The organism is Variovorax sp. 05T418 (assembly GCF_056396385.1).
Map to the genome: position 1 here is coordinate 201,081 of NZ_JBFTLJ010000005.1, position 25,232 is coordinate 226,312.

Annotated in this window: 31 protein-coding genes; 10 read left to right on the plus strand and 21 right to left on the minus strand. The window is 67.7% G+C overall.

Going from position 1 to position 25,232, the window contains the following annotated elements; genetic code table 11:
* Nucleotides 1-35: 35 nt before the first annotated feature.
* The 4 genes from AC1DMS_RS13020 to AC1DMS_RS13035 form a co-directional block, all read right to left on the minus strand.
* On the minus strand, nt 36-1,043 hold the full coding sequence (locus tag AC1DMS_RS13020) for a tripartite tricarboxylate transporter substrate binding protein (protein ID WP_018902768.1): 1,008 nt from the start codon (nt 1,041-1,043) through the stop codon (nt 36-38).
* A 125-nt stretch (nt 1,044-1,168) separates the two neighbouring features.
* Nucleotides 1,169-1,951, minus strand: a complete 783-nt coding sequence (locus AC1DMS_RS13025; protein WP_478181110.1) for a 3-hydroxybutyrate dehydrogenase — start codon at nt 1,949-1,951, stop codon at nt 1,169-1,171.
* A 57-nt stretch (nt 1,952-2,008) separates the two neighbouring features.
* Entirely contained in the window at nt 2,009-3,220 is a 1,212-nt protein-coding gene (locus tag AC1DMS_RS13030) for a patatin-like phospholipase family protein (RefSeq protein WP_478181111.1), read from the minus strand.
* 59 nt (nt 3,221-3,279) lie between these two features.
* Complete coding sequence (locus AC1DMS_RS13035) at nt 3,280-3,729, minus strand: CHRD domain-containing protein (protein ID WP_436035817.1); 450 nt, start codon at nt 3,727-3,729, stop codon at nt 3,280-3,282.
* Nucleotides 3,730-3,845: 116 nt separating this feature from the next.
* Between AC1DMS_RS13035 and AC1DMS_RS13040 the strand changes: the two genes are divergently transcribed.
* Nucleotides 3,846-4,397, plus strand: coding sequence for a DUF924 family protein (locus AC1DMS_RS13040; RefSeq protein WP_478084288.1), 552 nt, complete (start codon nt 3,846-3,848; stop codon nt 4,395-4,397).
* Here the strand turns inward: AC1DMS_RS13040 and AC1DMS_RS13045 are convergent.
* Nucleotides 4,394-5,305 (minus strand): YihY/virulence factor BrkB family protein, encoded by a 912-nt coding sequence (locus tag AC1DMS_RS13045; RefSeq protein ID WP_062361586.1) that lies wholly within the window; start codon nt 5,303-5,305, stop codon nt 4,394-4,396. The genes AC1DMS_RS13040 and AC1DMS_RS13045 overlap by 4 nt on opposite strands.
* An 88-nt stretch (nt 5,306-5,393) precedes the next feature.
* On the opposite strand from AC1DMS_RS13045, the gene AC1DMS_RS13050 reads away from it, so the two are divergent.
* From AC1DMS_RS13050 to AC1DMS_RS13065, 4 genes are read left to right on the plus strand one after another with little or no spacing between them, the layout of a single operon-like run.
* Nucleotides 5,394-5,984: a chromate transporter gene (locus AC1DMS_RS13050; RefSeq protein ID WP_018902772.1), complete on the plus strand. Its 591-nt coding sequence runs from the start codon at nt 5,394-5,396 to the stop codon at nt 5,982-5,984.
* A complete protein-coding gene (locus tag AC1DMS_RS13055; RefSeq protein ID WP_478081765.1) occupies nt 5,981-6,589 on the plus strand; it encodes a chromate transporter in 609 nt (202 codons plus the stop codon). Before AC1DMS_RS13050 ends, AC1DMS_RS13055 begins: the two co-directional genes overlap by 4 nt.
* A gap of 30 nt (nt 6,590-6,619) precedes the next feature.
* A complete protein-coding gene (locus AC1DMS_RS13060; RefSeq protein ID WP_478181112.1) occupies nt 6,620-7,588 on the plus strand; it encodes an aldo/keto reductase in 969 nt (322 codons plus the stop codon).
* Between the two features lie 10 nt (nt 7,589-7,598).
* Nucleotides 7,599-8,075 carry a DUF3237 domain-containing protein gene (locus AC1DMS_RS13065; protein WP_012747331.1) on the plus strand — a complete coding sequence of 159 codons (477 nt, stop codon included), beginning with the start codon at nt 7,599-7,601 and terminating at the stop codon, nt 8,073-8,075.
* 10 nt (nt 8,076-8,085) lie between these two features.
* Here AC1DMS_RS13065 and AC1DMS_RS13070 read toward each other — a convergent pair whose 3' ends face one another.
* Nucleotides 8,086-8,607 (minus strand): GNAT family N-acetyltransferase, encoded by a 522-nt coding sequence (locus AC1DMS_RS13070; protein ID WP_062361589.1) that lies wholly within the window; start codon nt 8,605-8,607, stop codon nt 8,086-8,088.
* A gap of 61 nt (nt 8,608-8,668) precedes the next feature.
* Here AC1DMS_RS13070 and AC1DMS_RS13075 point away from each other — a divergent pair, with 61 nt between their 5' ends.
* Both AC1DMS_RS13075 and AC1DMS_RS13080 read left to right on the plus strand, forming a co-directional pair.
* Nucleotides 8,669-9,256 (plus strand): helix-turn-helix domain-containing protein, encoded by a 588-nt coding sequence (locus AC1DMS_RS13075; protein WP_012747329.1) that lies wholly within the window; start codon nt 8,669-8,671, stop codon nt 9,254-9,256.
* 110 nt (nt 9,257-9,366) lie between these two features.
* Entirely contained in the window at nt 9,367-9,537 is a 171-nt protein-coding gene (locus AC1DMS_RS13080) for a hypothetical protein (protein ID WP_012747328.1), read from the plus strand.
* 30 nt (nt 9,538-9,567) lie between these two features.
* Here AC1DMS_RS13080 and rlmB read toward each other — a convergent pair whose 3' ends face one another.
* Genes rlmB through AC1DMS_RS13095 form a run of 3 tightly spaced genes read right to left on the minus strand, consistent with a single transcriptional unit; the run spans nt 9,568 to nt 12,047 of the window.
* A complete protein-coding gene (gene rlmB, locus AC1DMS_RS13085) occupies nt 9,568-10,314 on the minus strand; it encodes a 23S rRNA (guanosine(2251)-2'-O)-methyltransferase RlmB (protein ID WP_012747327.1) in 747 nt (248 codons plus the stop codon).
* 33 nt (nt 10,315-10,347) lie between these two features.
* On the minus strand, nt 10,348-11,328 hold the full coding sequence (locus AC1DMS_RS13090; protein ID WP_012747326.1) for a hypothetical protein: 981 nt from the start codon (nt 11,326-11,328) through the stop codon (nt 10,348-10,350).
* A complete protein-coding gene (locus tag AC1DMS_RS13095) occupies nt 11,325-12,047 on the minus strand; it encodes an ABC transporter ATP-binding protein (RefSeq protein WP_012747325.1) in 723 nt (240 codons plus the stop codon). The genes AC1DMS_RS13090 and AC1DMS_RS13095 overlap by 4 nt, the downstream gene beginning before the upstream one ends.
* Here AC1DMS_RS13095 and AC1DMS_RS13100 point away from each other — a divergent pair.
* Nucleotides 12,046-12,726 carry an arylesterase gene (locus tag AC1DMS_RS13100; protein ID WP_041945476.1) on the plus strand — a complete coding sequence of 227 codons (681 nt, stop codon included), beginning with the start codon at nt 12,046-12,048 and terminating at the stop codon, nt 12,724-12,726. The two genes, AC1DMS_RS13095 and AC1DMS_RS13100, sit on opposite strands and share 2 nt — an antisense overlap.
* A 75-nt stretch (nt 12,727-12,801) precedes the next feature.
* Here AC1DMS_RS13100 and AC1DMS_RS13105 read toward each other — a convergent pair whose 3' ends face one another.
* Nucleotides 12,802-13,005 (minus strand): hypothetical protein, encoded by a 204-nt coding sequence (locus AC1DMS_RS13105; protein ID WP_012747323.1) that lies wholly within the window; start codon nt 13,003-13,005, stop codon nt 12,802-12,804.
* Nucleotides 13,006-13,118: 113 nt separating this feature from the next.
* Entirely contained in the window at nt 13,119-14,312 is a 1,194-nt protein-coding gene (locus AC1DMS_RS13110) for a PLP-dependent transferase (protein ID WP_012747322.1), read from the minus strand.
* A 75-nt stretch (nt 14,313-14,387) separates the two neighbouring features.
* On the opposite strand from AC1DMS_RS13110, the gene AC1DMS_RS13115 reads away from it, so the two are divergent.
* Both AC1DMS_RS13115 and AC1DMS_RS13120 read left to right on the plus strand, forming a co-directional pair.
* Nucleotides 14,388-15,251: a helix-turn-helix domain-containing protein gene (locus AC1DMS_RS13115; RefSeq protein WP_012747321.1), complete on the plus strand. Its 864-nt coding sequence runs from the start codon at nt 14,388-14,390 to the stop codon at nt 15,249-15,251.
* A gap of 65 nt (nt 15,252-15,316) precedes the next feature.
* On the plus strand, nt 15,317-15,769 hold the full coding sequence (locus tag AC1DMS_RS13120) for a VOC family protein (protein ID WP_012747320.1): 453 nt from the start codon (nt 15,317-15,319) through the stop codon (nt 15,767-15,769).
* Between the two features lie 19 nt (nt 15,770-15,788).
* On the opposite strand, the gene AC1DMS_RS13125 is transcribed toward AC1DMS_RS13120, so the two are convergent.
* The 10 genes from AC1DMS_RS13125 to der all read right to left on the minus strand — a co-directional run bounded on the left by AC1DMS_RS13125 (nt 15,789) and on the right by der (nt 25,184).
* Nucleotides 15,789-16,346, minus strand: a complete 558-nt coding sequence (locus AC1DMS_RS13125) for a hemerythrin domain-containing protein (protein ID WP_012747319.1) — start codon at nt 16,344-16,346, stop codon at nt 15,789-15,791.
* 183 nt (nt 16,347-16,529) lie between these two features.
* A complete protein-coding gene (locus AC1DMS_RS13130) occupies nt 16,530-17,054 on the minus strand; it encodes a phosphoribosyltransferase (RefSeq protein ID WP_012747318.1) in 525 nt (174 codons plus the stop codon).
* A 19-nt stretch (nt 17,055-17,073) separates the two neighbouring features.
* The gene (locus AC1DMS_RS13135; protein WP_012747317.1) at nt 17,074-18,405 is read right to left on the minus strand and encodes an adenylosuccinate synthase; all 1,332 of its coding nucleotides are present in this window, start codon (nt 18,403-18,405) and stop codon (nt 17,074-17,076) included.
* 23 nt (nt 18,406-18,428) lie between these two features.
* A complete protein-coding gene (locus AC1DMS_RS13140; RefSeq protein WP_012747316.1) occupies nt 18,429-19,589 on the minus strand; it encodes an ATP phosphoribosyltransferase regulatory subunit in 1,161 nt (386 codons plus the stop codon).
* 43 nt (nt 19,590-19,632) lie between these two features.
* On the minus strand, nt 19,633-19,821 hold the full coding sequence (locus AC1DMS_RS13145) for a DUF2065 domain-containing protein (RefSeq protein ID WP_012747315.1): 189 nt from the start codon (nt 19,819-19,821) through the stop codon (nt 19,633-19,635).
* A 20-nt stretch (nt 19,822-19,841) separates the two neighbouring features.
* Entirely contained in the window at nt 19,842-20,747 is a 906-nt protein-coding gene (hflC, locus tag AC1DMS_RS13150) for a protease modulator HflC (RefSeq protein ID WP_012747314.1), read from the minus strand.
* A 16-nt stretch (nt 20,748-20,763) separates the two neighbouring features.
* The gene (hflK, locus tag AC1DMS_RS13155) at nt 20,764-22,134 is read right to left on the minus strand and encodes an FtsH protease activity modulator HflK (protein WP_012747313.1); all 1,371 of its coding nucleotides are present in this window, start codon (nt 22,132-22,134) and stop codon (nt 20,764-20,766) included.
* A 74-nt stretch (nt 22,135-22,208) separates the two neighbouring features.
* On the minus strand, nt 22,209-23,378 hold the full coding sequence (gene hflX, locus AC1DMS_RS13160; RefSeq protein ID WP_012747312.1) for a GTPase HflX: 1,170 nt from the start codon (nt 23,376-23,378) through the stop codon (nt 22,209-22,211).
* A gap of 52 nt (nt 23,379-23,430) precedes the next feature.
* Nucleotides 23,431-23,676, minus strand: coding sequence for an RNA chaperone Hfq (gene hfq / locus AC1DMS_RS13165; protein WP_012747311.1), 246 nt, complete (start codon nt 23,674-23,676; stop codon nt 23,431-23,433).
* A 164-nt stretch (nt 23,677-23,840) separates the two neighbouring features.
* Nucleotides 23,841-25,184 carry a ribosome biogenesis GTPase Der gene (gene der / locus AC1DMS_RS13170; protein WP_012747310.1) on the minus strand — a complete coding sequence of 448 codons (1,344 nt, stop codon included), beginning with the start codon at nt 25,182-25,184 and terminating at the stop codon, nt 23,841-23,843.
* Nucleotides 25,185-25,232 lie beyond the last annotated feature (48 nt).

Here is a 25,232-nt window from a genome sequence, read left to right on the forward strand (position 1 = left end):
ACCTCCGCCCGGCGGGCGCGCGCGCCGTCCGGCGCTCACTTGACGATACCCACGGCCTTCATCGTGGCGCCGAGTTCGGCGTCGGACTTGGCCATGTAGGCAGCGAAGTCGTCGGGGCCCGCATAGATCACCCCAAAGCCGCGCGAGGCCATGAAATCGGTGTACTCCTTGCTTGCCACCACTTTCTTGAGCGCGCCCGCCAGCTTGTCGCGCACGTCGGCCGGCAGGCCCTTGGGCGCGACGATGCCGCGCCAGGCCGCCATCGACCAGTCGCTGCCGATGGCCGCCTTGAGCGTGGGCACGTTGGGATAGAGGGCCGAGGGCTTGTCGCTCATGATCGCAAGGCTCTTGACCTTGCCCGCATCGATCAGCGAACGCGCCTCGGGCAGCGAGACCGGCGCGATGTCGACACCGCCCGCAACCACGTCCTGCAGGCCCGGCGCCGCGCCATTGCTCGGCACCCACGGCACGGCCGCGGGATCGATCTTCTGGTCGCGCAAGAGGCCCGCGATGGCCAGGTGCCAGATGCCGCCCTGTCCCGTGCCGGAAGCCTTGAGCTTGCCGGGACTGGCCTTGATGGCCGCCAGCAACTCGGCCACGTTCTTGTAGGGCGCGTCGGCCCGCACCTGGATGCCGGCCGGGTCGAGATTGGCAAGGCCGATCGGCGTGTACGAGGCACTGGTCAGCGGCGTCAGCCCCTGCCAATGCATCATGCCGATCTCGACCGTGGCCATGCCGATGGTGTAGCCGTCGGGCGGTGCGGCGGCAATGGCCGCATGGCCCACCACGCCGTTGCCGCCGGTGCGGTTCACCACCGTCATCGGCTGGCCGAGTTCCTTTTCGAACAGGCTCGCGATGATGCGCGCCGTGGCATCGGTGCCGCCGCCCGCACCCCATGGAACGATCAGCGTGACGGGCCGGCTGGGATACGCCTGGGCCGCCGCAGGCGCTGCCGCGGCGAACATGGCAAGCCCTGCTGCCACACCTGCCGCATGGGCCACGAAGGAGCGGCGCGAAAAAAAGCCGGCGGAACGAACACGCATGGTTTTTGTCTCCTGGCGAAAGTCATTGGTATGACGATTGAACGGCAAACCGGTTTTTCTCACAGTTCGCTCGCCGGAGACATTAGGGTGAACCATCGTGCGCCGTGCGCGGCGCGGCGACGTCGCTACTGCATGAACCAGCCGTGGCTCACCACCAGCGACTGGCCGGTCAGCGCATTGGTCGGGAAGGCCGCGAACAGCAGCGCCACGCGCGCCACATCGTCGGTGGTGGTGAATTCGCCATCGACCGTTTCCTTCAGCATCACGTTCTTGACGACCTGCTCCTCGGTGATGCCGAGCGTCTTCGCCTGCTCGGGAATCTGCTTCTCGACCAGCGGCGTGCGCACGAAGCCCGGGCAGATCACGTTGGCGCGCACGCCGTGCTTCGCGCCTTCCTTCGCCACCGTCTTGGCCAGGCCGATGAGCCCGTGCTTGGCGGTCACGTAGGGCGCCTTCAGCAGCGAAGCTTCCTTGGAGTGCACCGATCCCATGTAGATCACGCTGCCGCCGCGGCCCTGCGCATACATGTGCTTGAGGCAGGCCTTGGTGGTGAGGAATGCGCCGTCGAGATGGATCGCGAGCATCTTCTTCCAGTCGGCAAAGCTGAATTCCTCGACCGGATGAACGATCTGCACGCCCGCGTTGCTGACCAGGATGTCGATGCTGCCGAAGGCCTTGGCGGCCTCCTCGACCGAGGCATCGACCTGCTCTTCGCTGGTCACGTCCACCGCCACGCCCAGGGCCTGCGCGCCCGTTGCCTGGAGCTCGGCCGCGGTGGCCTCGGCGGCCTGCTTGTTGAGGTCGGCAATGACGACCTTGGCCCCCTCGCGCGCAAACAGGATGGCAATCTCCTTGCCGATGCCGCTGGCCGAGCCGGTGATGTAGGCGACCTTGTCCTTGAGTTGCATGGTGAATGTCCTTGAGGTTGGAAAGAAGAAAAAACGGGTTGCAAGAATCGGGCGCCTTCAGCGCGAGAGCCCGGGGCGCTTGACGCGCTCCACGCCGGGCTCGCCGAGGTCGAAGGTGGTCACGCCGTTCACGGTGGCGTCGCTGCGCAGCGTCTCGGGATGCGCGAGCGTGCGCCGCATGTCGCGCGCGCCGGCCTCCCAATGCTCTTCGACGGCGGCGCGCGAGAACTCGTAGTCCTTCGATTCGACCTCGTAGGGCTTGTCGCGGTAGATCAGGTGGAAGATGTCGATCGGGTGGTGCGTGAGCTCGGCCTGCACCGCCAGCACCGAGGGGTCATTGCGAAGGCGCACCGGCAGCTTGGAGATCAGGTCGGCAATGGCCTGCTGCAGGTTCAGGTTGGCGGCCAGCGCATCGGTGTTCATGCGGGTGCGGCTCGAATAGGTAATGTCCTTCTGCCGCTCCATCACGCCCGACAGCGTGCGCGGCATCTCGCCGCGTGCATTGAAAAGGTCGACCTGCAGCACCACCAGCGGCTCGGAGCGCGGATGGATGTCGAGCACGTACTGCAGCGGCGTGTTCGAGACGATGCCGCCGTCCCAGTAGTCGTCGCCGTCGATGCTGACCGGCGCAAAGCCCGGCGGCAGCGCACCGCTGGCCATGATGTGCTCGGGGCCGATGCGCTGGCGCGTGTTGTCGAAGTACACCGAGTTGCCGGTGCGCACGTCGACCGCGCCCACGCTGAAGCGCGCCTCGCAGGCGTTGATGCGGTCGAAGTCGACCAGGCGCTCGAGCGTGGCCTTCAGCGGCGCGGTGTCGTAGTAGCTCAGGAACGGCGCCGCGGCGCCCATCAGCAGCGCGGGCGAATAGCGCGGCTCGAAGAAGCCCGGAATGCCCACCAGCATCGCCATGCTGGCGCTCCACTGGTTCTGCGTGGCGCGGTCGCCCAGCCATGAGGGCAGGCGCTGCGCCGGCCCCGAAGACACCAGGTGCCAGAACTCGCGCAGCCGTTCGACCCGCTTCTCGGGCGCGTTGCCCGCAATCAGCGCCGCATTGATGGCGCCGATGGAGACGCCGGCAATCCAGTGCGGCTGCAGGTCGGTCTCGCTGAGCGCGGCATACACGCCGGCCTGGTAGGCGCCGAGCGCGCCGCCGCCCTGCAGCACCAGCGCCTTGCGCGCGGCGCGCATGTCTTCGCGGCGCTCCTCGAAGGTGTTGTTGAGGGTTTTTTGGCTTGCGGCACGTGGCTTCCTGGTCGTCTTCGTCGTCATATGGTGTCATTTGACACCAGCGCGAAGACCGCAAGCTGACCGCGCGCCGCTTGGCCCCCTCACATCTTGGGCAGCATCTGGCCCCGGATTTCGCCGCCCGGGTTGGCGGCGGTGTGGACGTTGGCATACCACTTGCCGGCGATCAGGTCGGCCGCCTGCGCCGGCGTGAGCGTGGCCTGGCCCTCGATCGGGCTGGCCGCGTTGGCAAAGGGCAGCACCACGCCGGCATTGGCACCCGCGGCCGCCGGGCCATGGAAGTGCGCCGCGGTGGCCGGGCCGCTCAGGCCGCTGTAGGTGATCTTGTACTTGAGGACGTTGGTGTCCTTGTTGAGCCAGGCCTCCGCCAGGCCGCTGCCGCGCGTCATGTTGGGCGGCACTTCGCTGGCGGCGTTCATCGCGCCGCTGAAGCTCGCGGTGTTCGACCTGGACATCATTCCGCAACCGGCCAGCGCGGCACTGGCCACGCCGGCGATGAGGGTTGCGCGCAAAAGGCTGCCATATCGGGTCATGAGCTTTATCTCCTGAGTTATGAAAACCGCTACAGCATAGGCAGGCCTTGCCATTTGCCTTGTCGGCCACCACCGCGACTTTGGCGGCCGGGCGCAGGCTGAAAGAGAATGCGGCCATGAACCCTGCCGAGCTCCCCACCGCCCAAGACGTCGTCGGCTTCTGGCGCCAAGCCGGGCCCGAACGATGGTTTGCCAAGAACGAAGCCTTCGACGCGCAGTTCCGCGAACGCTTCCTTGCCGCCCACGAAGCGGCCGCGCGCGGCGAGCTCGACCATTGGGCGCAGGGCGCCGAGGGCGCCCTGGCACTGCTGGTGCTGCTCGACCAGTTTCCGCGCAACACCTGGCGCGGAAACGCGCGCATGCTGGCCACCGATGCCAAGGCGCTGGCCATCGCCCGCCAGGCGATCGAAGCGGGCCTCGACCTGAAGACCGACGAGGAGTTGCGGCGCTTTTTCTACCTGCCCTTCATGCATTCCGAGTCGCTGGACGACCAGCAGCGCTCGGTCGAGCTCAACGCCGCGCTCGATGCCAACACCCAGCGCTTCGCGGTGCTGCACCGCGACATCATTGCGCGCTTCGGCCGCTTTCCGCACCGCAACAAGCTGCTCGGGCGCACCAGCACGGCCGAGGAGCAGCGCTTCCTCGACGAGGGCGGCTTCGCAGGCTAACGCTGCGGCAGCGGGTCCGAGCGCGTCGGCGAAGGATTCGCGTCGGCGCTGCGCCCCATGTCCTTGAGCGAGCCATAGGTCTTGGCATAGACCCAGGTGAACTCGGCCCCGAGCAGGAAGATCTGCGCCGAGTAGTACACCCACACCAGCACCACGACCAGCGAACCTGCCGCACCGTAGCCCGAGGCCACGCTGCTCTTGCCGATGTACAGCCCGATCAGGTGCTTGCCGATGGTGAACAGCAGCGCCGTGACCGCCGCGCCCACCCACACGTCGCGCCACTGCACCCTGACGCGCGGCATGATCTTGTAGATCATCGCGAAGATCACCGTCACCATCGCAAAGCTGAAGACGAAATTCACCGCCTGCGCCAGCGTGGCCCAGCCGCCGAACACCGGCGCCCACCACTTGCTGAGCGCCGCCAGCGCCGCACTGGCCACCAGCGACACCATCAGCAGGAAGCCGATGGCCATGATCATGCTGAACGACAGCAGCCGCACGCGCAGCAGGTTGAACAGGCCCTTGCTCTTGGTGCGCGCCGGCGCCCGCCAGATGCGGTCGAGCGCGTCCTGCAGTTCGCCGAAGACGGTGGTCGCGCCGACCACCAGCAGGCCCAGGCCGACCACCGTGGCCACGATGCCTTCGGCCGGCTTGTTGACCGCCTGCAGCATGCCCTGCACCGCGGCCGCGCCCTGCGCGCCCATGAGGCCGGAAAGCTGCGCGAAGATCTCGCCGCGCGCGGCCTCTTGGCCGAACACGAGGCCGGCCACCGAGATCACGATCAGCAGCAGCGGCGCGATCGAGAACACCGTGTAGTAGGCCAGCGCGGCACCCATGCTCGGAGCGTAGTCGTTGGACCAGGAGGCCACGGCCTGCTTGCAGAGATCGAAGAGCGCGCGGATTTGCATGGCGGTGGAGTCTCCCTTTGAGTGATGCAGGGGCATGTCAGCCCGGTGCCCGGCATGTTGCAGGCCTGGCTACGATAATCGCATCCACATGCATCCGTCTCCTTCAGGCGCGGCGGCGCCGCCCGCCCATCCGCAACCGAAGTCGCCACGCGACCTTTTTGTTTCATTCACCTGGCTTGCGCTGCAGGGCTTCGGTGGCGTGCTGGCCATCGTCCAGCGCGAGATGGTGGAGAAGAAGCGCTGGCTCACGCCCGAGCAGTTCCTGGAAGACTGGGCCGTGGCCCAGGTGATGCCGGGGCCGAACGTGATCAACCTCGCACTGATGATCGGCGACCGCTACTTCGGCCTGCGCGGCGCCATTGCCGCGGTGGCCGGCATGCTCGCGATACCGCTCGTGGTCATCCTCGTGCTGGCCGTGCTCTATGCCCACTACGCCGCCAACCCGCAGGTGGCCGCCGCGCTGCGCGGCATGGGCGCGGTGTCGGGCGGGCTGATCGCCGCCACCGGCATCAAGCTGATTCCGCAGCTGCGCAAGCACCCGCTGGGCTTTGCCACCTGCCTGGCCTTCGTCGCGCTGGTGTTCGGCGCCATTGCGCTGTTCAAGATGCCGCTCGGCTGGGTGCTGCTGGCCGTGGGCGGCGTGGCTTGTGCGTGGACCTGGCGCAGGATCGCCGCATGAGCCAGCTGACCATCGCCATGCAATGGCACGACTGGCTGGCGCTCTTCGGCCAGTACCTGCTGCTGTCGCTGCTGTCGATCAGCGGCGCCATCACTACGGTTCCGGACATGCACCGCTACCTCGTTGCGCAGCACGGCTGGCTCAGCGATGCGCAGTTCAGCTCCTCGGTGGCCATCGCCCAGGCCGCGCCCGGGCCGAACGTGCTCTTCGTCGCGCTGATGGGCTGGAACGTCGGGCTCAATGCGGGCGGCGGCATCGGCGCGGGGCCGGGTGCCTGGCTGCTGGGCCTGTTCGGGCTCATGGTCACCATGCTGGGCATCATGCTGCCCAGCACCACCCTCACCTACCTGGCCACGCGCTGGGGCCACCGCAACCGCGACCGGCGCGGCGTGCGCGCCTTCAAGCAGGGCATGGCGCCGGTGGTGGTGGGCCTGCTGATCGCCACCGGCTGGGTGCTGGCGGCGGGTAACCATGCCGGCGACGCGCCTGCATGGCATCTGTGGCTGCTGACCGCAGTGGCCGCGCTTATCGTCTGGCGCACGCGCGTCCACCTGCTCTGGCTGCTGGGCGCGGGTGCGCTGCTCGGTGCCGTGGGCGTCGTCTGATCCTCGTTCTCTTCCTCAGGAAACAAACTCATGTCGCAACTCCGCTCGCTCGGCCGCTCCGGCCTCCTGGTTTCACCGCTGGCCTTCGGCGGCAACGTGTTCGGCTGGACGGCGGACGAGGCCACCTCGTTCCGCCTGCTCGATGCCTGGGTGGACGCGGGGTTCAACTTCATCGACACCGCCGACGTCTATTCGGCCTGGGTGCCGGGCCACAGCGGCGGCGAGTCCGAGGCCATCATCGGCAAGTGGCTCAAGCAAAGCGGCAAGCGCAACCGCGTGGTGCTGGCCACCAAGGTCGGCAAGCCGATGGGCGAAGGCAAGTCGGGCCTCTCGCCGGCCTACATCCGCGAAGCGGTGGAAGCCTCGCTCAAGCGCCTGCAGACCGACTTCATCGACCTGTACCAGTCGCACGACGACGATGCCGCCACCCCGCTCGAAGATTCGCTGCAGGCCTTCGACGAACTCATCAAGGCCGGCAAGGTGCGCGCGATCGGCGCCTCCAACTACAGCGCGCCCCGGCTGGCCGAGGCGCTCGACGTCTCGGAGCGGCTGGGCATTGCGCGCTACGAGAGCCTGCAGCCGCTGTACAACCTCTACGACCGCGCGGTGTTCGAGGACGAGCTGGAGCCGCTGTGCCTGAAGCGCGACGTGGGCGTGATCAACTTCTATGCGCTGGCGGCCGGTTTCCTGACCGGCAAGTACCGCACCGAGGCCGACGCCGCCAAGAGCGCGCGCGGCGCCACCACCATCAAGAAGTACCTGAACCCGCGGGGCCTGCGCATTCTCGAGGCGCTCGACAAGGTGGCCCAGCAGTACAACGCCAAGCCGGGCCAGGTGGCCATTGCCTGGCAGATCGCGCGCCCTTCGGTCACGGCGCCGATCGCCAGCGCCACCTCCATCGCGCAACTGGAGGAACTGGTGGTCGCCACCCAGCTGAAGCTCGATGCCGGCACCATCCAGATGCTGGACCGGGCCAGCGCCGAGACCCCCGAGGCCTGAGGCGGGCCCCATGAGCGGCTTCGACGCCATCGCCACGCCCCTGCTCGAGCACTTCGCCGACCTGCGCGTCGAAGTGGGCGTGCCGCAGGTGCTGGGCAGCAGCGCGCGCGGCCTGCGCCGCGTGGTGCCGATCACGGGCGGGGAAGCATCGGGCCACGGCTGGCGCGCCCGGGTGCTGCCGGGCGGCAGCGACTTTCAATTGATCGTGAGCGACACGCTCTCCGAACTGGACGCGCGCTACGGGCTGGAAACCGATGCGGGCGACCTGGTCTACGTGCAGAACCACGCCATTCGCGCGGCCGCGCCAGAGGTCATGGCCATGCTGCTGCGCGGCGAGCCGGTCGATCCGGCGCAGGTCTACTTCCGCTGCAGTCCGCGCTTCGAGACGGCCTCTGCTTCTCTGAAATGGATCAACGAGCGCATGTTCGTCGGGGCGGGCCTCAGGCACCCGGCCGAAGTCGTGATGCGCTTCTTCGCGCTCATGTAGTTCGCGCGAGCTAGCCGTCGACCGGATTCAGCGGCGTGGAAAGAATGCGCTGGTAGAAGGCCACGTCGAGCCAGCGGCCGAACTTGAATCCGGCCTGCCGCACGGTGCCGGCATGCTCGAAGCCCAGGCGCTCATGCAGCCCGATGCTGCCGGCGTTGGCGGCATCGATGGCGCCGACCATGACGTGCACGTCGTGCGCCACGGCCTCGGCAATGATCGCCTCCATGAGCCTGCGGCCGAGACCCGCGCCGCGGTGGCCCGCCTCGACATACACCGAGTGCTCCACCGTGTACTTGTAGGCCGGAAAGGCGCGGAACGTGCCGTAGCTCGCAAAACCCAGCAGCTTGCCGCTCTCGTCTTCCGCGCCGATCACGGGAAAGCCGTTGGCGCGCTTGGTGGCGAACCACGCCACCATGCTCTCGGGCGTGCGCGGCTTGTAGTCGTACAGCGCCGTCGAATTGGCAATGGCCTCGTTGAGGATGGCAAGGATGGCGCCCGCGTGGGCTTCCTCGGTGCAGGGGACCAGGCGCATGTTCGTTCCTTTCAGGCTGTCCAATTTCAATCTGTCCAATATAGGAGAATAATAATCTCATATGAGAAACAATTCATCTCCGCCTGCCGAGCCCTCCGGCATCGACTCGCTCATTGCCGCCCGGCTGCTCGCGCTGCGCCAGGCCAAGGCGCTGAGCCTGGCCGAGCTGGCCGAGCTTTCCGGCGTCAGCAAGGCCATGATCTCGAAGGTGGAGCGCGCGGAGAGCAGCCCGACGGCCGTGCTGCTGGGCCGGCTGGCCGCCGGCCTGGGCGTGCCGCTCGCGCAGCTGCTGACGGAGGAGAAGGCTTCGCCGCGCCGGCTGCGCCCCCGGGCCGAACAGGAGGTCTGGCGCGATCCCGAGGCAGGCTACCTGCGGCGCCAGGTCGCCGAGCGCGGCGCGAGCGGCGGCGTGGAGATGGTCGAGATCGAATTGCCGCGTTCGGCGCAGGTCGCCTATCCGCGCTGGAGCGGCAAGCCGTACCGGCAATGCCTGTGGATGCTCGAAGGCGCGCTGCGGGTGGACTACGGCGAGGAGCGCTTCGAACTCGCGCCCGGCGACTGCCTGGATTTCGGCGTCGACCGGCCGCTGGTCTTCAAGGCGCTCGGCCGCGCGGGCTGCCGCTACCTGCTGGTCGCCTCCCCGGCATAGCGGCGCGAAAGTAGTAGGCAAGTTCCCACAGCGACTGGAGACACCGGCCTGTGCCCGCCCCGGGACCGGCCGGGATACTGCAAGGCATCAAAGCTTCCGGGGGAACACGCATGTCCTTTGTGCTCTACATGATCGGTTTTCTGATCTTCCTCGCCGGCCTCGCCTGGGGCGCCTCGGTGGCCGGCGTGCCGACGCTCTACATCGGCATCGGTGCGCTGATCATCCTGGGCATCGGCATCTTCAGCGCGGTGGCCCGCACGCGCAGCAAAGATCCCTCCTGACCTGAACCGCGCCCCGGCCGCACCGCTGCCTCAGGCGCTGCGCTGCCGCATGGCCTCGTAGAGGCACACGCCGCTGGCTACGGAAACGTTCAGGCTCTCGACCGCGCCCGCCATGGGAATGCTCACGAGCTCGTCGCAGGTCTTGCGGGTGAGCTGGCGCATGCCCTCGCCTTCGGCGCCGAGCACCAGCGCCAGCGGCCGCTTGAGGTCGCTCTGGTAGAGGGTGCCGGGCGCATCGTCGCTGGTGCCGACGCACCAGATGCTGCGTTCCTTGAGTTCGTTCAGCGTGCGCGCGAGGTTGGTCACCATGAAATAGGGCACCGTCTCGGCCGCGCCGCTCGCCACCTTGGCCACGGTGGCGTTGATGCCGGCCGCATGGTCCTTGGGCGCGATCACCGCATGGGCCCCGGCACCGTCGGCCACGCGCAGGCAGGCGCCCAGATTGTGCGGATCGGTCACGCCGTCGAGCACCAGCAGGAGCGGCACGGTGCCGGCCTCCTCCAGGCCTTCGAGCAGTTCGTCGAGCGAACGCACCTGCGCAATGGGCTCGACCCGCGCGACCACGCCCTGGTGACCATGGCTGCCGCTGAGCTTGGCCAGCCGCAGCCCGTCGGCCTCGACCAGCCGCACGCCGGCCTCCTGCGCGCGGGCGATGAACTGTTTCATGCGCGCATCGCGCCGGCTGGTGTCGAACATCACTTCGAGCACCGATTTGGGCGCGGTCTTGATGCGCACGCCCACGGCATGGAAGCCGAAGATCACTTTGGGAGAAGACATCCCCCGATTATCGAGGCCTGCGCGCCCCGTCCTTCAGGCCATCGGCAATCCGCTGTGCGCGCGGGTGCGTTCGTCGTGCAGCTGCTGCACGGCCAGCGCGTTCGGATGCACCCGTGCGCTGTTGCCGGCGCTTTCCAGGTACTGGCAGGCGGCATGGCCTTCGGCGGCCTTTTCGTAGCGCGCCACCCAGGCATCGCGCAGCGGCAGCTTCTCGGGCGACACGGGCCACACGCCCGGCCGCGGCCGCAGGTGCTCGCCGATGCCGATGCGCCAGGGCTTGGCGCTCAGGCGGGCGCGAAAGCAGTTCTGGTTGCGGCACATGCGTGCGTAGACCTTGTCGACACCCAGTGCATGGAAGCAGTCGGCCACCGCCATGTCGGCCGGGCTGAAGACGTCGTGCATCGCCAGCACCCGGAAGCCGGCCGGCGTGCGGTACAGGCGCAGGTGCCAGTCGGGGTGCTGGTGGACGAAGCGCCCGATGCGCTCGGCCGCGCGCTTTTCGGGCGCGGGGTTGCCGCTGGCCTCGCCGCGCTTCCTGGCCAGGCCGATGCGGTAGGCGACGGCAAAGACCACCATGGCCGCGATCAGCCCGCCCAGCCAGGTCTTGGCGGTCCAGCCGCCGACGATGCCGGCGATCAGCGCGGGCGCCAGTGCAAAGCCGAAGACGCTGCCGCGCAGGGGTTCGTCGAAGTCGATGTCGACGAACAGCACGTCGGGCGTGTTGAGGCAGCGCGCGCCATAGCTGTTGCGGGTGATGACGGTGTCGCCCTGGCGCTCGACGATCTCTTCGCGGATGGGCACGCCTTCGGCGCCGTTGTAGGCCAGCTTGCGCTCGCGGCGGTTGAGCGCCTCGCCCGCAGCGATGCGCTCGAATGCCTCTTGCGTGCGCTGGTCGGCATGGGCCTGCGCGGCGATCGGGCTCTCGTCGGACCAGCCGTAGCGCCGCACCGTGATCTGCTTGCCCGCGACGTGCTCCTGGATGCGGCCTTCGGCCCAGAACCGGGGAACGATCATGCCTGCAGCGAAGCCACCAGCACCGGCGTCGACTCGTTGAGCGCCATGCGCCCGGCCTCGATGGTGATGCGGCGCTCGCACTGGGCCGCAATGCCGCGGTCGTGCGTGACCAGCACGAGCGTGGTGCCGAGTTCGCGGTTCAGGTCGAACATCAGCCGCATGACCTGCTCGCCGGTCGCGAAGTCGAGGCTGCCGGTGGGCTCGTCGGCCAGCAGCAGCGCCGGCTGCACCACGAAGGCCCTGGCCAGCGCCACGCGCTGCTGCTCGCCGCCCGAGAGCACCTTGGGATAGTGGCCGAGCCGCTGGCCGAGGCCGACGCGCCCGAGCATCTCGGTGGCGGCCTTGCGCGCATCCTTGCGGTCGGCCAGTTCGAGCGGCAGCATCACGTTCTCGAGCGCGCTCAGGTTGCCCAGCAGCTGGAAGCTCTGGAACACGAAGCCCACGCGCTGGGCGCGCAGCGCGGCGCGCTCGTCCTCGTCGATGGCGAAGATGTCGTCGCCCGCGAGCCTGACGGTGCCGCGCGTGGGCGTGTCGAGCCCGGCAATGATCGACAGCAAGGTGCTCTTGCCCGAACCCGAGGCACCCACGATGGCGGCGGTCTCCCGCGCGCCCAGGGTGAAATCGATGTTCTGCAGAATGTCGAGCGTACCGGTCGAGTCGGTCACGGACTTGAACACATGCTCGACTGCGACAATGGCATCAGACGGGGGTTGGGACATGGAAAGGCTTTTCGTTTTGAAACGACGTGACTTTATCTTGAGCGCTGCCGCACTCGGCAGCGCAGGGACATGGACGGCAGCCCATGCCCAGGGCGCGCAGGCCGCGGCGCCCCGCCAGCCCGTGATCCTGGTGCTTGGCGATTCGCTGAGCGCCGAGTACGGCCTCAAGCGCGGCGAAGGCTGGGTGCCCCTGCTCGAGAAGCGCCTCGCCCAGCAGAAGATCCCGGCCACGGTGGTCAATGCCAGCATCAGCGGCGACACCAGCTCGGGCGGACGGGCCCGCTTTGCCTCGCTGCTGGCGCAGCACAAGCCCACCCATGTGGTGGTCGAGCTGGGTGCCAACGATGCGCTGCGCGGCCTGCCGCTGCAGAACACCGAGGACAACCTGCTGCAGATCACCAAGGCGGCGCAGGCGGCCGGCGCCAAGGTGCTGATCGTCGGCATCCAGGTGCCGCCCAATTACGGCGGCGACTACACGCGGCGCTTCGAGGCCGTGTTCGGCAAGGTGGCCAGCACCACCAAGGCGGCGCTGGTGCCCTTCCTGCTCAAGGGCGTGGCCGATGCGCCCGACGCGCTGGCGCTGTTCCAGGCCGACCGCATCCATCCCACGGCCGCCGCGCAGCCGCAACTGCTCGACAACGTCTGGCCGGAACTGCGCAAGCTGCTCGCCGCCAAGTAGGCCTGCCGAAACAGAAAAAGCCGCTCCAGGCCCGAGGGCCCGCAGCGGCTTTCTTGTCGAGAGCTTGATCTGGGATCAGCCGTTCTTGGTCGGCAGATCGGGCACCGTCGGCGGATCGCGCTCGAGCGAGGCCACGTCGGTTTCCGGGTCACCCGGGGCCAGGCCGTCGCTGCTCGGGGAGAGCTTGCGATTGGCCTTTTCGCGGAGCTTCTCTTCCTTTTTCTTCTTCTTGGCCAGCTCCTTCTGGCGCTTTTCGTAGCCGTAATTGGGTGTTGCCACTGTTCTCTCCTTGAACGAGGCAGTCAAAGCGACTGCGTGTCATCCAACTGTAAGCGATAACGGTGCACCCAAAGCCCGTGGAGCCGCGGGCCCCGGCATCCGGAAAACTTCTCTTACATCCGCGCGAGCGCCTGCTGCAGGTCGGCCCGCAGGTCTTCCACATCTTCCAGCCCGACCGAGAAGCGCACCAGCGTGCCCTTGTGCGGCCAGCGCGCCACGCTGGCATCGCGCATCAGGCCGATGTCGTAGGGCACCACCAGGCTCACCGGGCCGCCCCACGAATAGCCGAGGCGGAACAGGTTCAGGCTGTCGCAGAAGCGGTCGACCTGCTCGGTGCTGAAGCTTTCGTCGAACACAACCGAGAACAGGCCCGCTGCCAGGTCCGTGCCGCCGCACAGCGCACGCCAGTTGGCATGGCCGGGCGATCCTTCGAGTGCCGGGTGGAGCACCTGCGCGATCTCTTCGCGGCCGGCAAGCCAGCGCGCCAGCTCGCGCGCCGAACGGTCGTGCGCGGCATAGCGCAGCCCGATGCTCGGCAGCGACCGCAGCAGCGTTTCCACGTCGCCGACGCCCACGCCGAAGCCCGTGCGCATGTGCGTGAGCTTGAGCGCGCGGTGCAGCCGCTCGTCGCGCGTGACGACGCTGCCCATCAGCACGTCGCCGCCGCCGCTCGGATATTTGGTGAGCGCATGCACCGAGATGTCCACGCCCTGCCCGCTGCCGTTGAAATCGAAGGGCGCGAACGCGAGGCCCGCGCCCCAGGTGTTGTCCAGCGCCGTCATCACGCCGCGCGCACGGCAGGCTTTCACGAGCGCCGGCAGGTCCGGAAACTCCATCGTCACCGAGCCCGCCGCCTCGAGCCACACCAGCCGCGTGCGGTCCGAGAGCTTGGCGGCCAGGTCGGCAGGATTCATCGCGTCGTACAGGCGGTGCGTGATGCCGAAGTTGGCCAGCTCGCCGGTCGCCAGCGCCTTGTTGGGGCCGTAGGCGTTGTCGGGAATCAGCACTTCGTCGCCGCTCTTCAGGAAGGCGAAGGAAACCAGCGAAATGGCGGCCAGGCCGCTCGGCACCAGCAGGCACTCGGTGCCGCCTTCGAGCGTGGCCAGGCGCTCCTCGAGCGTGAAGGTGGTTGGCGTGCCATGCAGGCCGTAGGTGTAGCCGGCCTTGGTCTTCCAGTCGCGCGCGCGCATCGCGGCCACGTCGGCAAAGAACACGGTCGATGCCTTGTAGATGCCCGGCTGCGGCGCGGCGAAGTTGGCGGGCGGCGTGTAGGGGTGGTGGATCAGGGTCGTGGAAGGCTTGCTCATGGCCCGATGCTAGCGCGGCAATCCGCCGCACAATGCGCCGATGGGCAACAGCCGGTTTTTCCCCAGGGCTGCAGCATGCCGCAGCTGACAAGACTCCCCGCCCCCTGCCTGCGTCCCTACGTGCGGCTGATGTGGGCCTCGGCCCCCACGGGCGCGGCCGCCGGGCAGCCGGGCGCGCGCGAACACGTGCTGCCCACCGGGGGCATGCACCTGGTGTTCCGGCTCTCGGGGCCGCCGCTGAAGCTGTTCGGCGGCCCGGGCGACGTGCGCGGCCAGACCTGCGGCCATGCGATCGTCGGCGGTGCACGTGCCGCCCCCTACATGCGCGACGTTTCGGTGGCCACGCGCTCGGTCGGCGCGCAGCTCCAGCCAGGGGCCGCCCGCGCGCTGCTCGGCGCACCCGAAGACGCGCTGGCCGGCCAGCACACGCCGCTCGATGCGCTCTGGGGTGCGCAGCAGGCCAACGCCGCGCTCGAACGGATCCACGCGGCGGGCAGCCTCGAAGCGCAGCTGGCGGTCTTCGAAGCCTTGCTCGCCCAGCGCGCCATCGATTCGCAAGGCGCCGGCCTGCGCGGCCTGCACCCGGCCGTCGCCGCAGCGCTCGGTCCGCTGGCGCGCGAGAACCCGCCGATCGCCGCGCTGGTGGCACGCAGCGGCTACAGCCACCGCCGCTTCATCGCCCTTTTTCGCAGCGGCATCGGCCTCGGCCCGAAGGAATATGCGCGGGTGATGCGCTTCGACCGCGCGCTGGCGCTGGCCGGTGGCCCGGTGCAGAGCTGGGCCGAGATCGCGCTCGCCGCGGGCTACAGCGACCAGGCGCACCTGAGCCGCGAGTTCTCGGCGCTGGCGGGCATGCCGCCAGAGGCCTGGCGGCAGTCCGGGGCTGTGTCGCCTCGGCATGTGCCGGCGGCCGCAGGTCAAATTCGTTCAAGACGCTAGCGGGGCGGCGCCGCAGAATCGGCGCCGGGACATGGCTTCTTCCTTCCTTCCGAAAGGCAACCCTCATGGCAATCCACGAACTGTTTCCGTACCTCTGCGTCGACGATGCCGGCGCGGCCATCGACTTCTATTGCAAGGTCTTCGAGGTCAAGGAGATCTTCCGCCTCACCGAGCCGAGCGGCCGCATCGGCCATGCGGAACTCGACTTCCACAACGGCGCAATCCTGATGATCTCGGACGAGTTCGCCGAATACGGCATTCCCAGCGCCAGGACGCTGGGCGGCACTGCGGTGACGCTGCACCTGCACGTGGACGATGCCGACGCCGTGGTGGCGCGTGCCGTGGCGGCCGGCGCCACGCTCGACATGGCGCCGCAGGACCAGTTCTACGGCGAGCGATCGGGCGTGTTCCGCGACCCCTTCGGCCATCGCTGGAACGTGGGCCACAGCATCGAGAAGCTGACGCCGGAGGAAATGCAGCGGCGCTACACCGCGATGTTCGATTCCGAAGGCGCCTAGGCACCCGTCGCACGGAATGTCAGCCTGCGGGCTTCGGGACTTGTCCGCGCAGCGGCGAACGGCGATGCCCGCGCTTCCTGGCCGCTCCCACCTCCTTCGAGATGGACGAGACCACGGCGGCCCATTCCTCCGGACTGAGCAGCAGCGCCGTATGCGAATGCAACAGCGTGTCTTCCTTGTCCAGATGCGCGGACATCAATTGCCGGTGCTGCCGCAGCAGCGCGTCGGCGTCCACGTCCGCGCCCGTGTTGTCGCCGGATTCGGCGCTCGCGAGCAGGATCTTTGCCTGTGCAAGGAGGCCGCTGCAGCGCTCGCTCTCCGAATCGAGCTGGTCGAGAAGCCCGTCGGCCTCGCTCGACCTGCCGCGCAGCATGTTCAGCATGACAACGCCCTTGGGGCGGTGCGTTGTTTCTTCGAAGGCCTGAAGGCGCTCGATGGCTTCGATGGCCGACCTTGCCTGCTGCCGGACGCCCGCTTCGCCCCCTGCCTTCATCGCCGTTTCAAGGCGAGCCAGCAGCTCCCGGGTGCGAACGTGCTCGGCGCGCAAGATGGCCCACGCGCATTCGGCCGCCAACATGCTTCACTCCTTCGAAGCCGCGAACGGCTCCAAGCTTGCCTGTGAACTTGAGGCTTTAACGCTATGGTTCTACGCCGTTGCGGCGGCTGCTGCAAGCCGCGCCGGCGCAGATGCGCGCTGCGCCTACAGCGTGGCGGCCCGAATGCCGATGAGGCGCTGCCGCAGGCGCAGCAGCGGGGTCGGTCAGACCGACCACTTCTCCAGCAGCTTCTCGGCGCCGAGCGAGTCGTAGCCTTCGAAGGGCTGGTGGATCCACGGGTTGGTCGGCAGGTACTCGACCGAGTAGTCGGGCGTGAAGGTCGACAACGCCTTGGTCCAGATCACCGCGCTGCGCAGTTCGGTGATCGGCTTGTAGTTGTTGCGCAGCATGTCCATCACCGCGTGCAGCGTGTGGCCAGAGTCGGCCAGGTCGTCCACCAGCAGCACCCGGCCGGCGATCTCGCCCTTGGGCGTGGTGATGAAGCGCGCGATGTCCAGGTGCCCCTGCACCGTGCCGGCGTCGGCGCGGTAGGAGCTGGTCGACATGATCGCCAGCGGCTTGTCGAAGATGCGCGAAAGCACGTCGCCGGGCCGCATGCCGCCGCGCGCGAGGCACAGGATGGTGTCGAACTGCCAGCCCGACTGGTGGATCTTGATCGCGAGCTTCTCGATCAGGTTGTTGTACTCGTCGTAGCTGACGTAGAGATGCTTGCCGTCTTCGGTCAACATGGTGGGGGTTCGTTCCTGTTCAGTCCGCGAGATAGGGGTGGCGCATCATGATCGTGTGGTCGCGATCAGGGCTCGTGGAAACCATGTGGATCGGCACGCCCGTGATCTGCTCGATGCGCTGCAGGTAGAGCCGTGCATTCACGGGCAGCTTGTCGTACTGCGTGACGCCGACGGTGCTCTCGCTCCAGCCTTCGAGGGTCTCGTAGATGGGCGTGCAGCGCTCGATCTCGTCGGCGCCCATGGGCAGGATGTCGGTGGTCTCGCCGTCGAGCTCGTAGCCGGTGCACAGCTCGAGCTTCTCGAGCCCGTCGAGCACGTCGAGCTTGGTGATGCACAGGCCCGACAGGCCGTTGACCTGCGCCGAGCGCTTGAGCAGCGCGGCGTCGAACCAGCCGCAGCGGCGGCTGCGGCCCGTGGTGACGCCCTTTTCGGCGCCCACGGTGCTCATGTGGTAGCCCGGCGTGCCCGGCGTGGCCCAGTCGAGTTCGGTCGGGAACGGACCGCCGCCCACGCGCGTGCAGTAGGCCTTGGTGATGCCCAGGATGTAGTGCAGCATGCCCGGGCCCACGCCCGAGCCCGCGGCGGCATTGCCGGCCACGCAGTTGCTCGAGGTGACGTAGGGATAGGTGCCGTGGTCGACGTCGAGCAGCGTGCCCTGCGCGCCTTCGAACAGCAGGTTGGCGCCGGCCTTGTGCGCGTCGTTCAGCTCGCGCGACACGTCGGCCATCATCGGCTTGAGCAGCGCGGCATGGCGCATGGCTTCGTCGAAGACCAGGTCGAAGTCGATGGCGGGCGCGCCGAGCACCTGCGTCAGCACATGGTTGTGCAGGTCGAGCAGCACGCGCAGCTTGGTGGCGAAACGCTCGGGGTGCTTCAGGTCCTGCACGCGCAGCGCGCGGCGCGCGATCTTGTCCTCGTAGGCCGGGCCGATGCCGCGGCCGGTGGTGCCGATCTTCTCGACGCCACCTTTTTCGCGATACGTTTCCCGCGCGATGTCGAGCGCCGCGTGGAAAGGCAGGATCAGCGGGCAGGCCTCGCTGATGCGCAGGCGCGAACGCACTTCGACGCCGGCCTTCTCGAGCCCTTCGATTTCCTCGAACAGCTTGGCAGCCGAAAGCACCACGCCGTTGCCGATGTAGCACTTGACGCCGGGCCGCATGATGCCGCTCGGGATCAGGTGCAGCGCGGTCTTCACGCCGTTGATGACCAGCGTGTGGCCCGCGTTGTGGCCGCCCTGGAAGCGGACCACGCCCTGGGCGCTTTCCGTCAGCCAGTCGACCAGCTTGCCCTTGCCTTCATCGCCCCACTGGGTGCCGACGACGACCACGTTTCTTCCGGTGGTTACGCTCATGCTCGTTCCATTACTTCAAAAAATCAGAGGGCTCGGACTTGCCACTGCCCTGCGTGCTCGACGAGCTCGCGGTCGCAGTGGAATTCATCGATTTCGCTGCCGTGGCCCGGCAGTACGCAGACCACGATCTCGCCGGCCTTGCGCAGCCCGGCAATGGCCTCGCGCAGGCCGGCCGCGTCGCTCCAGGGCGCGCGGATGGCCGCGCGCAGCGGACGCGCCGGCAGCACGCCGACCAGTTCGCGCACGTCCAGGCTGAAGCCGACCGCCGGCCGGTTGCGGCCGAACACGGCGCCGACTTCGTCGTAGCGCCCGCCGCGCACCAGCGCATCGGCCGCGCCCGGCACGTAGATGCCGAAGCGCATGCCGCTGTAGTAGGCATACCCGCGCAGGTCGGCCAGGTCGAAGCTGATCTGCCGCGCCGGATCGGCACCGAGGCTCGCGGCCAGCTGCTTCAATCCGGCCAGCGCCGCGCTCACGGCCGGCGTGCCCTTGAGGGCCTTGGCGGCCTCGTCGAGCACCGACGCATCGCCATACAGCTGGACCAGCGCGCGCAGGCCGTCGCGCGACGCGGCCGGGAAACTGCGCGTGAGCGCATGCAGCTCGCTCGCATCCTTGGCAACCAGCGCCGCATGCACGCGCGCCAGCACGGCGGCGTCGACCGGCACGCCGGCGAACAGCGCCCGCACGATGCGCGCATCCGCCAGGTCGACGATCACGCCGTCGCTCAGGCCCGATGCATGCAGGCAGTCGAGCGCCAGCAGCAGCACTTCGGTGTCGGCCTCGAGCCCCGCATGGCCGTAGATCTCGGCCCCGAACTGCAGCGGCTCGCGCGTGGCATGCGGCCGATCGGGGCGGGTGTGCAGCACCGGTCCGCAGTAGCACAGCCGTGCCACGCCTTCGCGGTTCAGCAGGTGGGCGTCGATGCGCGCCACCTGGGGCGTGGTGTCGGCCCTCAGGCCCATGCTGCGGCCGGAGAGCTGGTCGACCAGCTTGAAGGTTTGGAGGTCGAGCGCCTCGCCGGTGCCGGACAGCAGCGACTCGAGGTGCTCGAGCAGCGGCGGCATCACCAGCTCGTAGCCATAGCCACGGGCGGTATCGAGCAGCTGGCGTCGAAGTTCTTCGATGTGGCGCGCCTCGGAAGGCAGCACATCGGCAATGTGATCCGGGAGGACCCAGGCGGACATGGGGATCGGGGGCGTGGTTAAACCGGGATTCTACCGGGCCGCGCTACCCCAGCAGCCAAAGAAGGGCCAAACCCAGCAAGATGCTGCAAAGTCCGAAGAAGCGCAGCTGGCCGTCGCGCAGCTGCATGAGCTGCCCGAAGCCGCGCCGCCACCCGCCCGGCGAGACGAAAGGCAGGATGCCCTCGATCACCAGGACGAGCGCCAGCGCGCTCCAGAAGATTTCGGCGCTCACGGCGGCAGCCCGGCGCAGGATCAGCGGCGTGGGGGAGCGTTGCCTGCGGGCGTGCCCGAGCTCTGCATGGCGCGGAAGAAGTCCGACGACGGGTCGAGCACCATCACGTCGCTCTTCTTGTTGAAGCTCTGCTTGTAGGCCTCGAGGCTGCGATAGAACTGCGCGAACTGCGGGTCGCGGCCGAAGGCCTCGCTGTACGCAGCGGCAGCCTGGGCGTCGCCCTCGCCCTTGATCTTCTGGGCATCGCGGTAGGCGTTCGCCACGATCACTTCGCGCTGGCGGTCGGCGTCGGCGCGGATCTTTTCACCTTCGGCCGTACCGGTCGAGCGCAGTTCGTTGGCCACGCGCTTGCGCTCGGCCTCCATGCGGCGGTAGACCGATTCGGTGATGGCTTCCACATAGTCCACACGCGTGATGCGCACGTCGACCACGTCCACGCCCCAGGGCTTGGACCCCTTCACCACGGCCAGCACTTCTCGCTGCACGTCGGCCATCAGCGCTTCGCGACGCACCGAGATCAGGTCGCGCACGGTGCGCTTGTTGATGTTTTCCTGGAAGGCGTTGCGCACCACGCGGTTGAGCTGCGTGGCGCCCGCGTTTTCGTCGAGGCCGACGTTGCGGATGTAGGCCTGCGGATCGGTGATGCGCCAGCGCACGTACCAGTCGATCACCACGCGCTGCTTCTCGGCCGTGAGCATCGGCTCGGTGTCGAGGCTGGAGAGCGTGAGCAGCCGCTTGTCGATGTACGACACGTTCTGGAACGGCGGCGGCAGCTTGAAGTTGAGGCCCGGCTCGGTAATGACGCTCTTGATCTGGCCAAGGGCATAGACCACGCCGAACTGGCGCTGGTCGACCACGAAGAGGGTCGAGCTCAGCAGCACGAGCAAGACGAGGATCGACGAGGCGATGAATCCGATTCTGTTCATGTTCTTCCTGGCCTTTTCAACGCACGTCGCGATCACGCGAACGGCCATCGCGGGCACGGCTCTCGCTCGATGGCGGCACCACCGGAATCACCGACGACTGGGCGGGCGCGGTACCCGCCACGCTGGGGCTGGCCGCATCGACCGGCGTTGCGGCCGGGTTGCTGCCGCTCAGCTGCATGAGCTTGTCCAGCGGCAGGTACAGCAGGTTGGAGCCTTGCTTGGTATCGACCAGCACCTTGGTGGTGCTGGCATAGATCTGCTGCATGGCGTCGGTGTACATGCGGTCGCGGGTGACCTGCGGCGCCTTCTGGTACTCGGCCAGCACCGCGCTGAAGCGGCCGGCATCGCCCTGTGCCTGTGCGACGATGCGCGCCTTGTAGGCTTCGGACTCTTCCTTGAGCCGCGAGGACGTACCGGCGGCAAGCGGCACGACCTGGTTGGCATAGGCCTGCGCATCGTTCTTGGTGCGCTCGCGCTCCTGGCCGGCCTTGAGCACGTCGTCGAACGCGGCCTGCACCTGCTCGGGGGGACGCACTCCTCCCTGCTGCAGGTTGATGCCGACCACTTCGACACCGATCTTGTAGCGGTCGAGGATGGTTTGCATCAATTGCCGCACGCGCGGGGCGATCTGGTCGCGCTCCTCGGCCAGCGCGGCATCCATCTTCATCTTGCCGACCACCTCGCGCACGGAGCTCTCGGCCACCTGCACGATGGTTTCGGCCGGCGACTTGCTCTCGTAGAGCCAGGCCTGCGCATTGCTCAGGCGGTACTGCACGGCGAACTTGATTTCGACGATGTTCTCGTCTTCGGTCAGCATGGCCGATTCGCGCAGGCCGGTGGAGCGCACGATGGCGTCGCGGCCCACGTCGGTCGAGCGGATCTGCGTGACCACCACCACCTCGTGGCGCTGGATGGGATACGGCAGGCGCCAGTTGAAGCCGGCATTGACCGTCGACTTGTAGCGGCCGAACTGGGTCACCACGGCCTGCTGGCCTTCGTTCACGATGAAGAAGCCGGTCCCGAGCCAGATGAGAACGGCCACCGCCGCCACCAGTCCGAGGCCGAAGCCGGCATTCTTCATGTCCGGCCGATAGCCGTTGCCGCCACCGCCATTGCCGCCGCCCGTGGGGCGATTGCCGCCGCCCTTGCCGCCGAAGAAGCCGCCCAGCTTGCGGTTGAGGTCGCGCCAGAGTTCATCGAGGTCGGGCGGGCCCTGGTTCGGGCCCTGGCCGCGGGGGCGGTTGCCGTTGCCGTTGTTGTTGCCCGAGGGCGGTGGCGTCGGGCCGCCCGGCGGGTCCGCGTCGGGAGGCCGGTTGCCGGTTGGGCGATCGCCGTTGGACGACGGCTCGTCGCCACGGCCCCATCGGCCATCGTTCAGGTTGAACATGCCCAGAAACCCTCTCCACGCTGGCTTTGCATTCATTCGCTTCGTTCTCTTGTCAGTGGCGGGATTGTGCCCAATCAATTGGCGGTGTCGTGCAATTCAGTGTCGGCCTCTGGGGTCATCGCGTCGCCCAGGGAGCCCGACCGGCGGGCCAGCTCGGCGCGCAGCAGGGGCAGTCCCTCGCCGCTGCGGGCGCTGAGGAAGATGCGCGGAACCCGCACGCCGTCGATTTCCATGTCGTCCTGCAGATGCAGCGGGTGCTGCGCAGTTTCAAGGGCATCGAGCTTGTTGAACACCAGAAGCTGCGGGACGGTGTCGGCGCCGATGTCGCGGAGCACGGACTGCACCTCGGCCATCTGCTCCGGGTAGTGCGGATTGGAGGCATCGACCACGTGCAGCAGCAAGTCGGCATCGACGGCCTCCTGCAGCGTGGCCTTGAAGGCGTCGACCAGCCCGTGCGGCAGGTCGCGGATGAAGCCGACGGTGTCGGAGATCGAGACCTGCCTGCGGGCATCGCCCAGGTAGAGGTTGCGCGTGGTGGTGTCGAGCGTGGCAAAGAGCTGGTCGGCCGCATACGCGCGAGCCTTGACCAGCGCATTGAACAGCGACGACTTGCCCGCGTTGGTATAGCCCACGAGCGAGATGTTGAAGGTCTCGCGGCGCTCGCGCTGGCGGCGCTGCGTGCCGCGCTGCTTCTGCACCTTGGCCAGCCGCTCGCGCGTGCGCTTGATCGATTCGCTGATCATCCGGCGGTCGAGCTCGATCTGCTTTTCGCCGGGACCGCCGCGCACGCCGGCACCGCCCGTCTGGCGCTCCAGGTGGGACCAGCGGCGAACCAGGCGCGTGCTCAGGTACTGCAGGCGAGCCAGCTCGACCTGCAGCTTGCCCTCATGGGAGCGGGCGCGCTGGGCAAAGATCTCGAGGATGAGGAAGGTGCGGTCGTACACCGCCACGTCGAGCTGGCGCTCGAGGTTGCGCTGCTGCGCCGGGCTCAGCGACTGGTCGAAGATGACCTCGCTGGCCTGGTGCATGGCGGCCAGTTCCTTGATTTCTTCGGCCTTGCCGCTTCCAACGAAAAGTGCGGCGTCGGGCGCCTTGCGCTTGCAGACGAGGCGCGCGACAGGCGAAAGGCCCGCGGTCTGCGCGAGCAGGCCGAGTTCCTCGAGTTCGCTGTCGAAATGGGGCAGCCCGAAATCGACGCCGACGAGAACGGCGGCGCCTTCCTGGCGGGAGTTCAATTCAGACAAGCGGGATCAATATGGAAAAAGCGCGGCGGGGTTACCGCCGCGCTCCGCGCGATCAGGCTGCGGCGTCGTCGTTCTCGGCAGCCGAGAAGTTGACGGCACGACCCGGCACGATGGTGGAGATGGCGTGCTTGTAGACCATTTGCGTCACCGTGTTGCGAAGCAGCACGACATACTGGTCGAAAGACTCGATCTGGCCCTGCAGCTTGATACCGTTCACCAAATAAATGGAAACCGGCACATGCTCGCGACGCAGGGTGTTCAGAAACGGGTCTTGTAGAAGTTGCCCTTTATTGCTCACGATATTCTCCGTGTTCAAGAGTAGTTGTTGGAGAGATGACCTTAACACAGGGTTTCTGCGCTGCAGCAATCAGGGTCAAAAGCCTTTGAAAAATAACGTCTCTCAAAAGGCGGAACTTTCGACCCGGCCATGGCTCATCGGCCGCCATCGGCAGCCAAGCGTGCTCAATCGTCCTTGTCCGCAAAGGGATTTTGCGAGCTTTTGAACTGGATGCGCAAGGGCGTGCCCACCAGATCGAACTCCTTGCGGAAGCGCCCTTCGAGAAAGCGCTTGTAGGCCTCGGTGACATGCTCCAGCGAATTGCCGTGGATGATGATCACCGGCGGATTCATGCCGCCCTGGTGCGCATAGCGCAGCTTGGGGCGGAACATGCCCGCGCGCTTGGGCGACTGGAACTGCACCGCCTCCAGCAGCAGCCGGGTCAGCACCGGCGTGGACATCTTCCGCGTGGCCGACTTGTGGGCCTGCGCAATGGCCTGCCACACCGGACCCAGGCCCTGGCGCTTGATGGCCGAGATGAAATGCAGCGATGCGAACTTGAGGAACGGCAGCCGGGTTTCGATCTGGCGCTGGATCTGCTCGCGCTGGTAGCTGTCGACCGCGTCCCACTTGTTGATGGCAATCACCACCGCGCGGCCGCTTTCGAGGATGTAGCCGGCGATGTGCGCGTCCTGGTCGGTCACGCCCTGCGTGGCATCGAGCAGCAGCAGCACGACGCTGGCCGACTCGATGGCCTGCAGCGTCTTGACCACCGAGAACTTCTCGATCGCCTCGAACACCTTGCCCTTGCGTCGCAGGCCGGCCGTGTCGATCAGCTCGAAGCGCTGGCCGTTGCGCTCGAACGGCACCGAGATGGCGTCGCGCGTGGTGCCCGGCAGGTCGAACGCCACCAGGCGCTCTTCGCCGAGCCAGGTGTTGATCAGCGTGGACTTGCCGACGTTCGGCCGCCCGGCCACCGCCAGCTTGATGGGCTTGTTGACGTCGTCCTCGTCCGCCTCGTCGTCGGGGTCGGGCAGGTTCAGCGGTGCGAGCGCCAGCTCGACCAGGTCGCGCATGCCCTGCCCGTGCGCCGCGGACACGCCATGCACATCGCCAAAGCCGAGTTCGTAGAAATCGACCAGCTTGGTGCCGTCGTGCATGCCTTCGGCCTTGTTGGCCGCCAGCACGCAGGGCTTGCCGAGCCGCCGCAGCTCGTTCGCAATGTCGTGGTCCTGCGCCGAAAGGCCTTCGCGGGCATCGACCACGAAGATCACGACATCGGCCTCGGCCACGGCCTGCCGCGTCTGCTTGGCCATTTCCTTGTAGATGCCGCTGCCCGCATCGGGCTCGAAGCCCCCGGTGTCGATCACGATGAACTCGTGCTTGCCCAGGCGGCCGTTGCCATAGTGGCGGTCGCGCGTGAGTCCGGCAAAGTCGGCGACGATGGCGTCGCGCGTCTGCGTGAGGCGGTTGAAGAGGGTCGACTTGCCGACGTTGGGCCGCCCGACCAGGGCCACGACCGGCTTCATGGCCGGCCTTTCAGGGGCGCGGTTTTCATGGTCGGGCCTTGCAAAGAG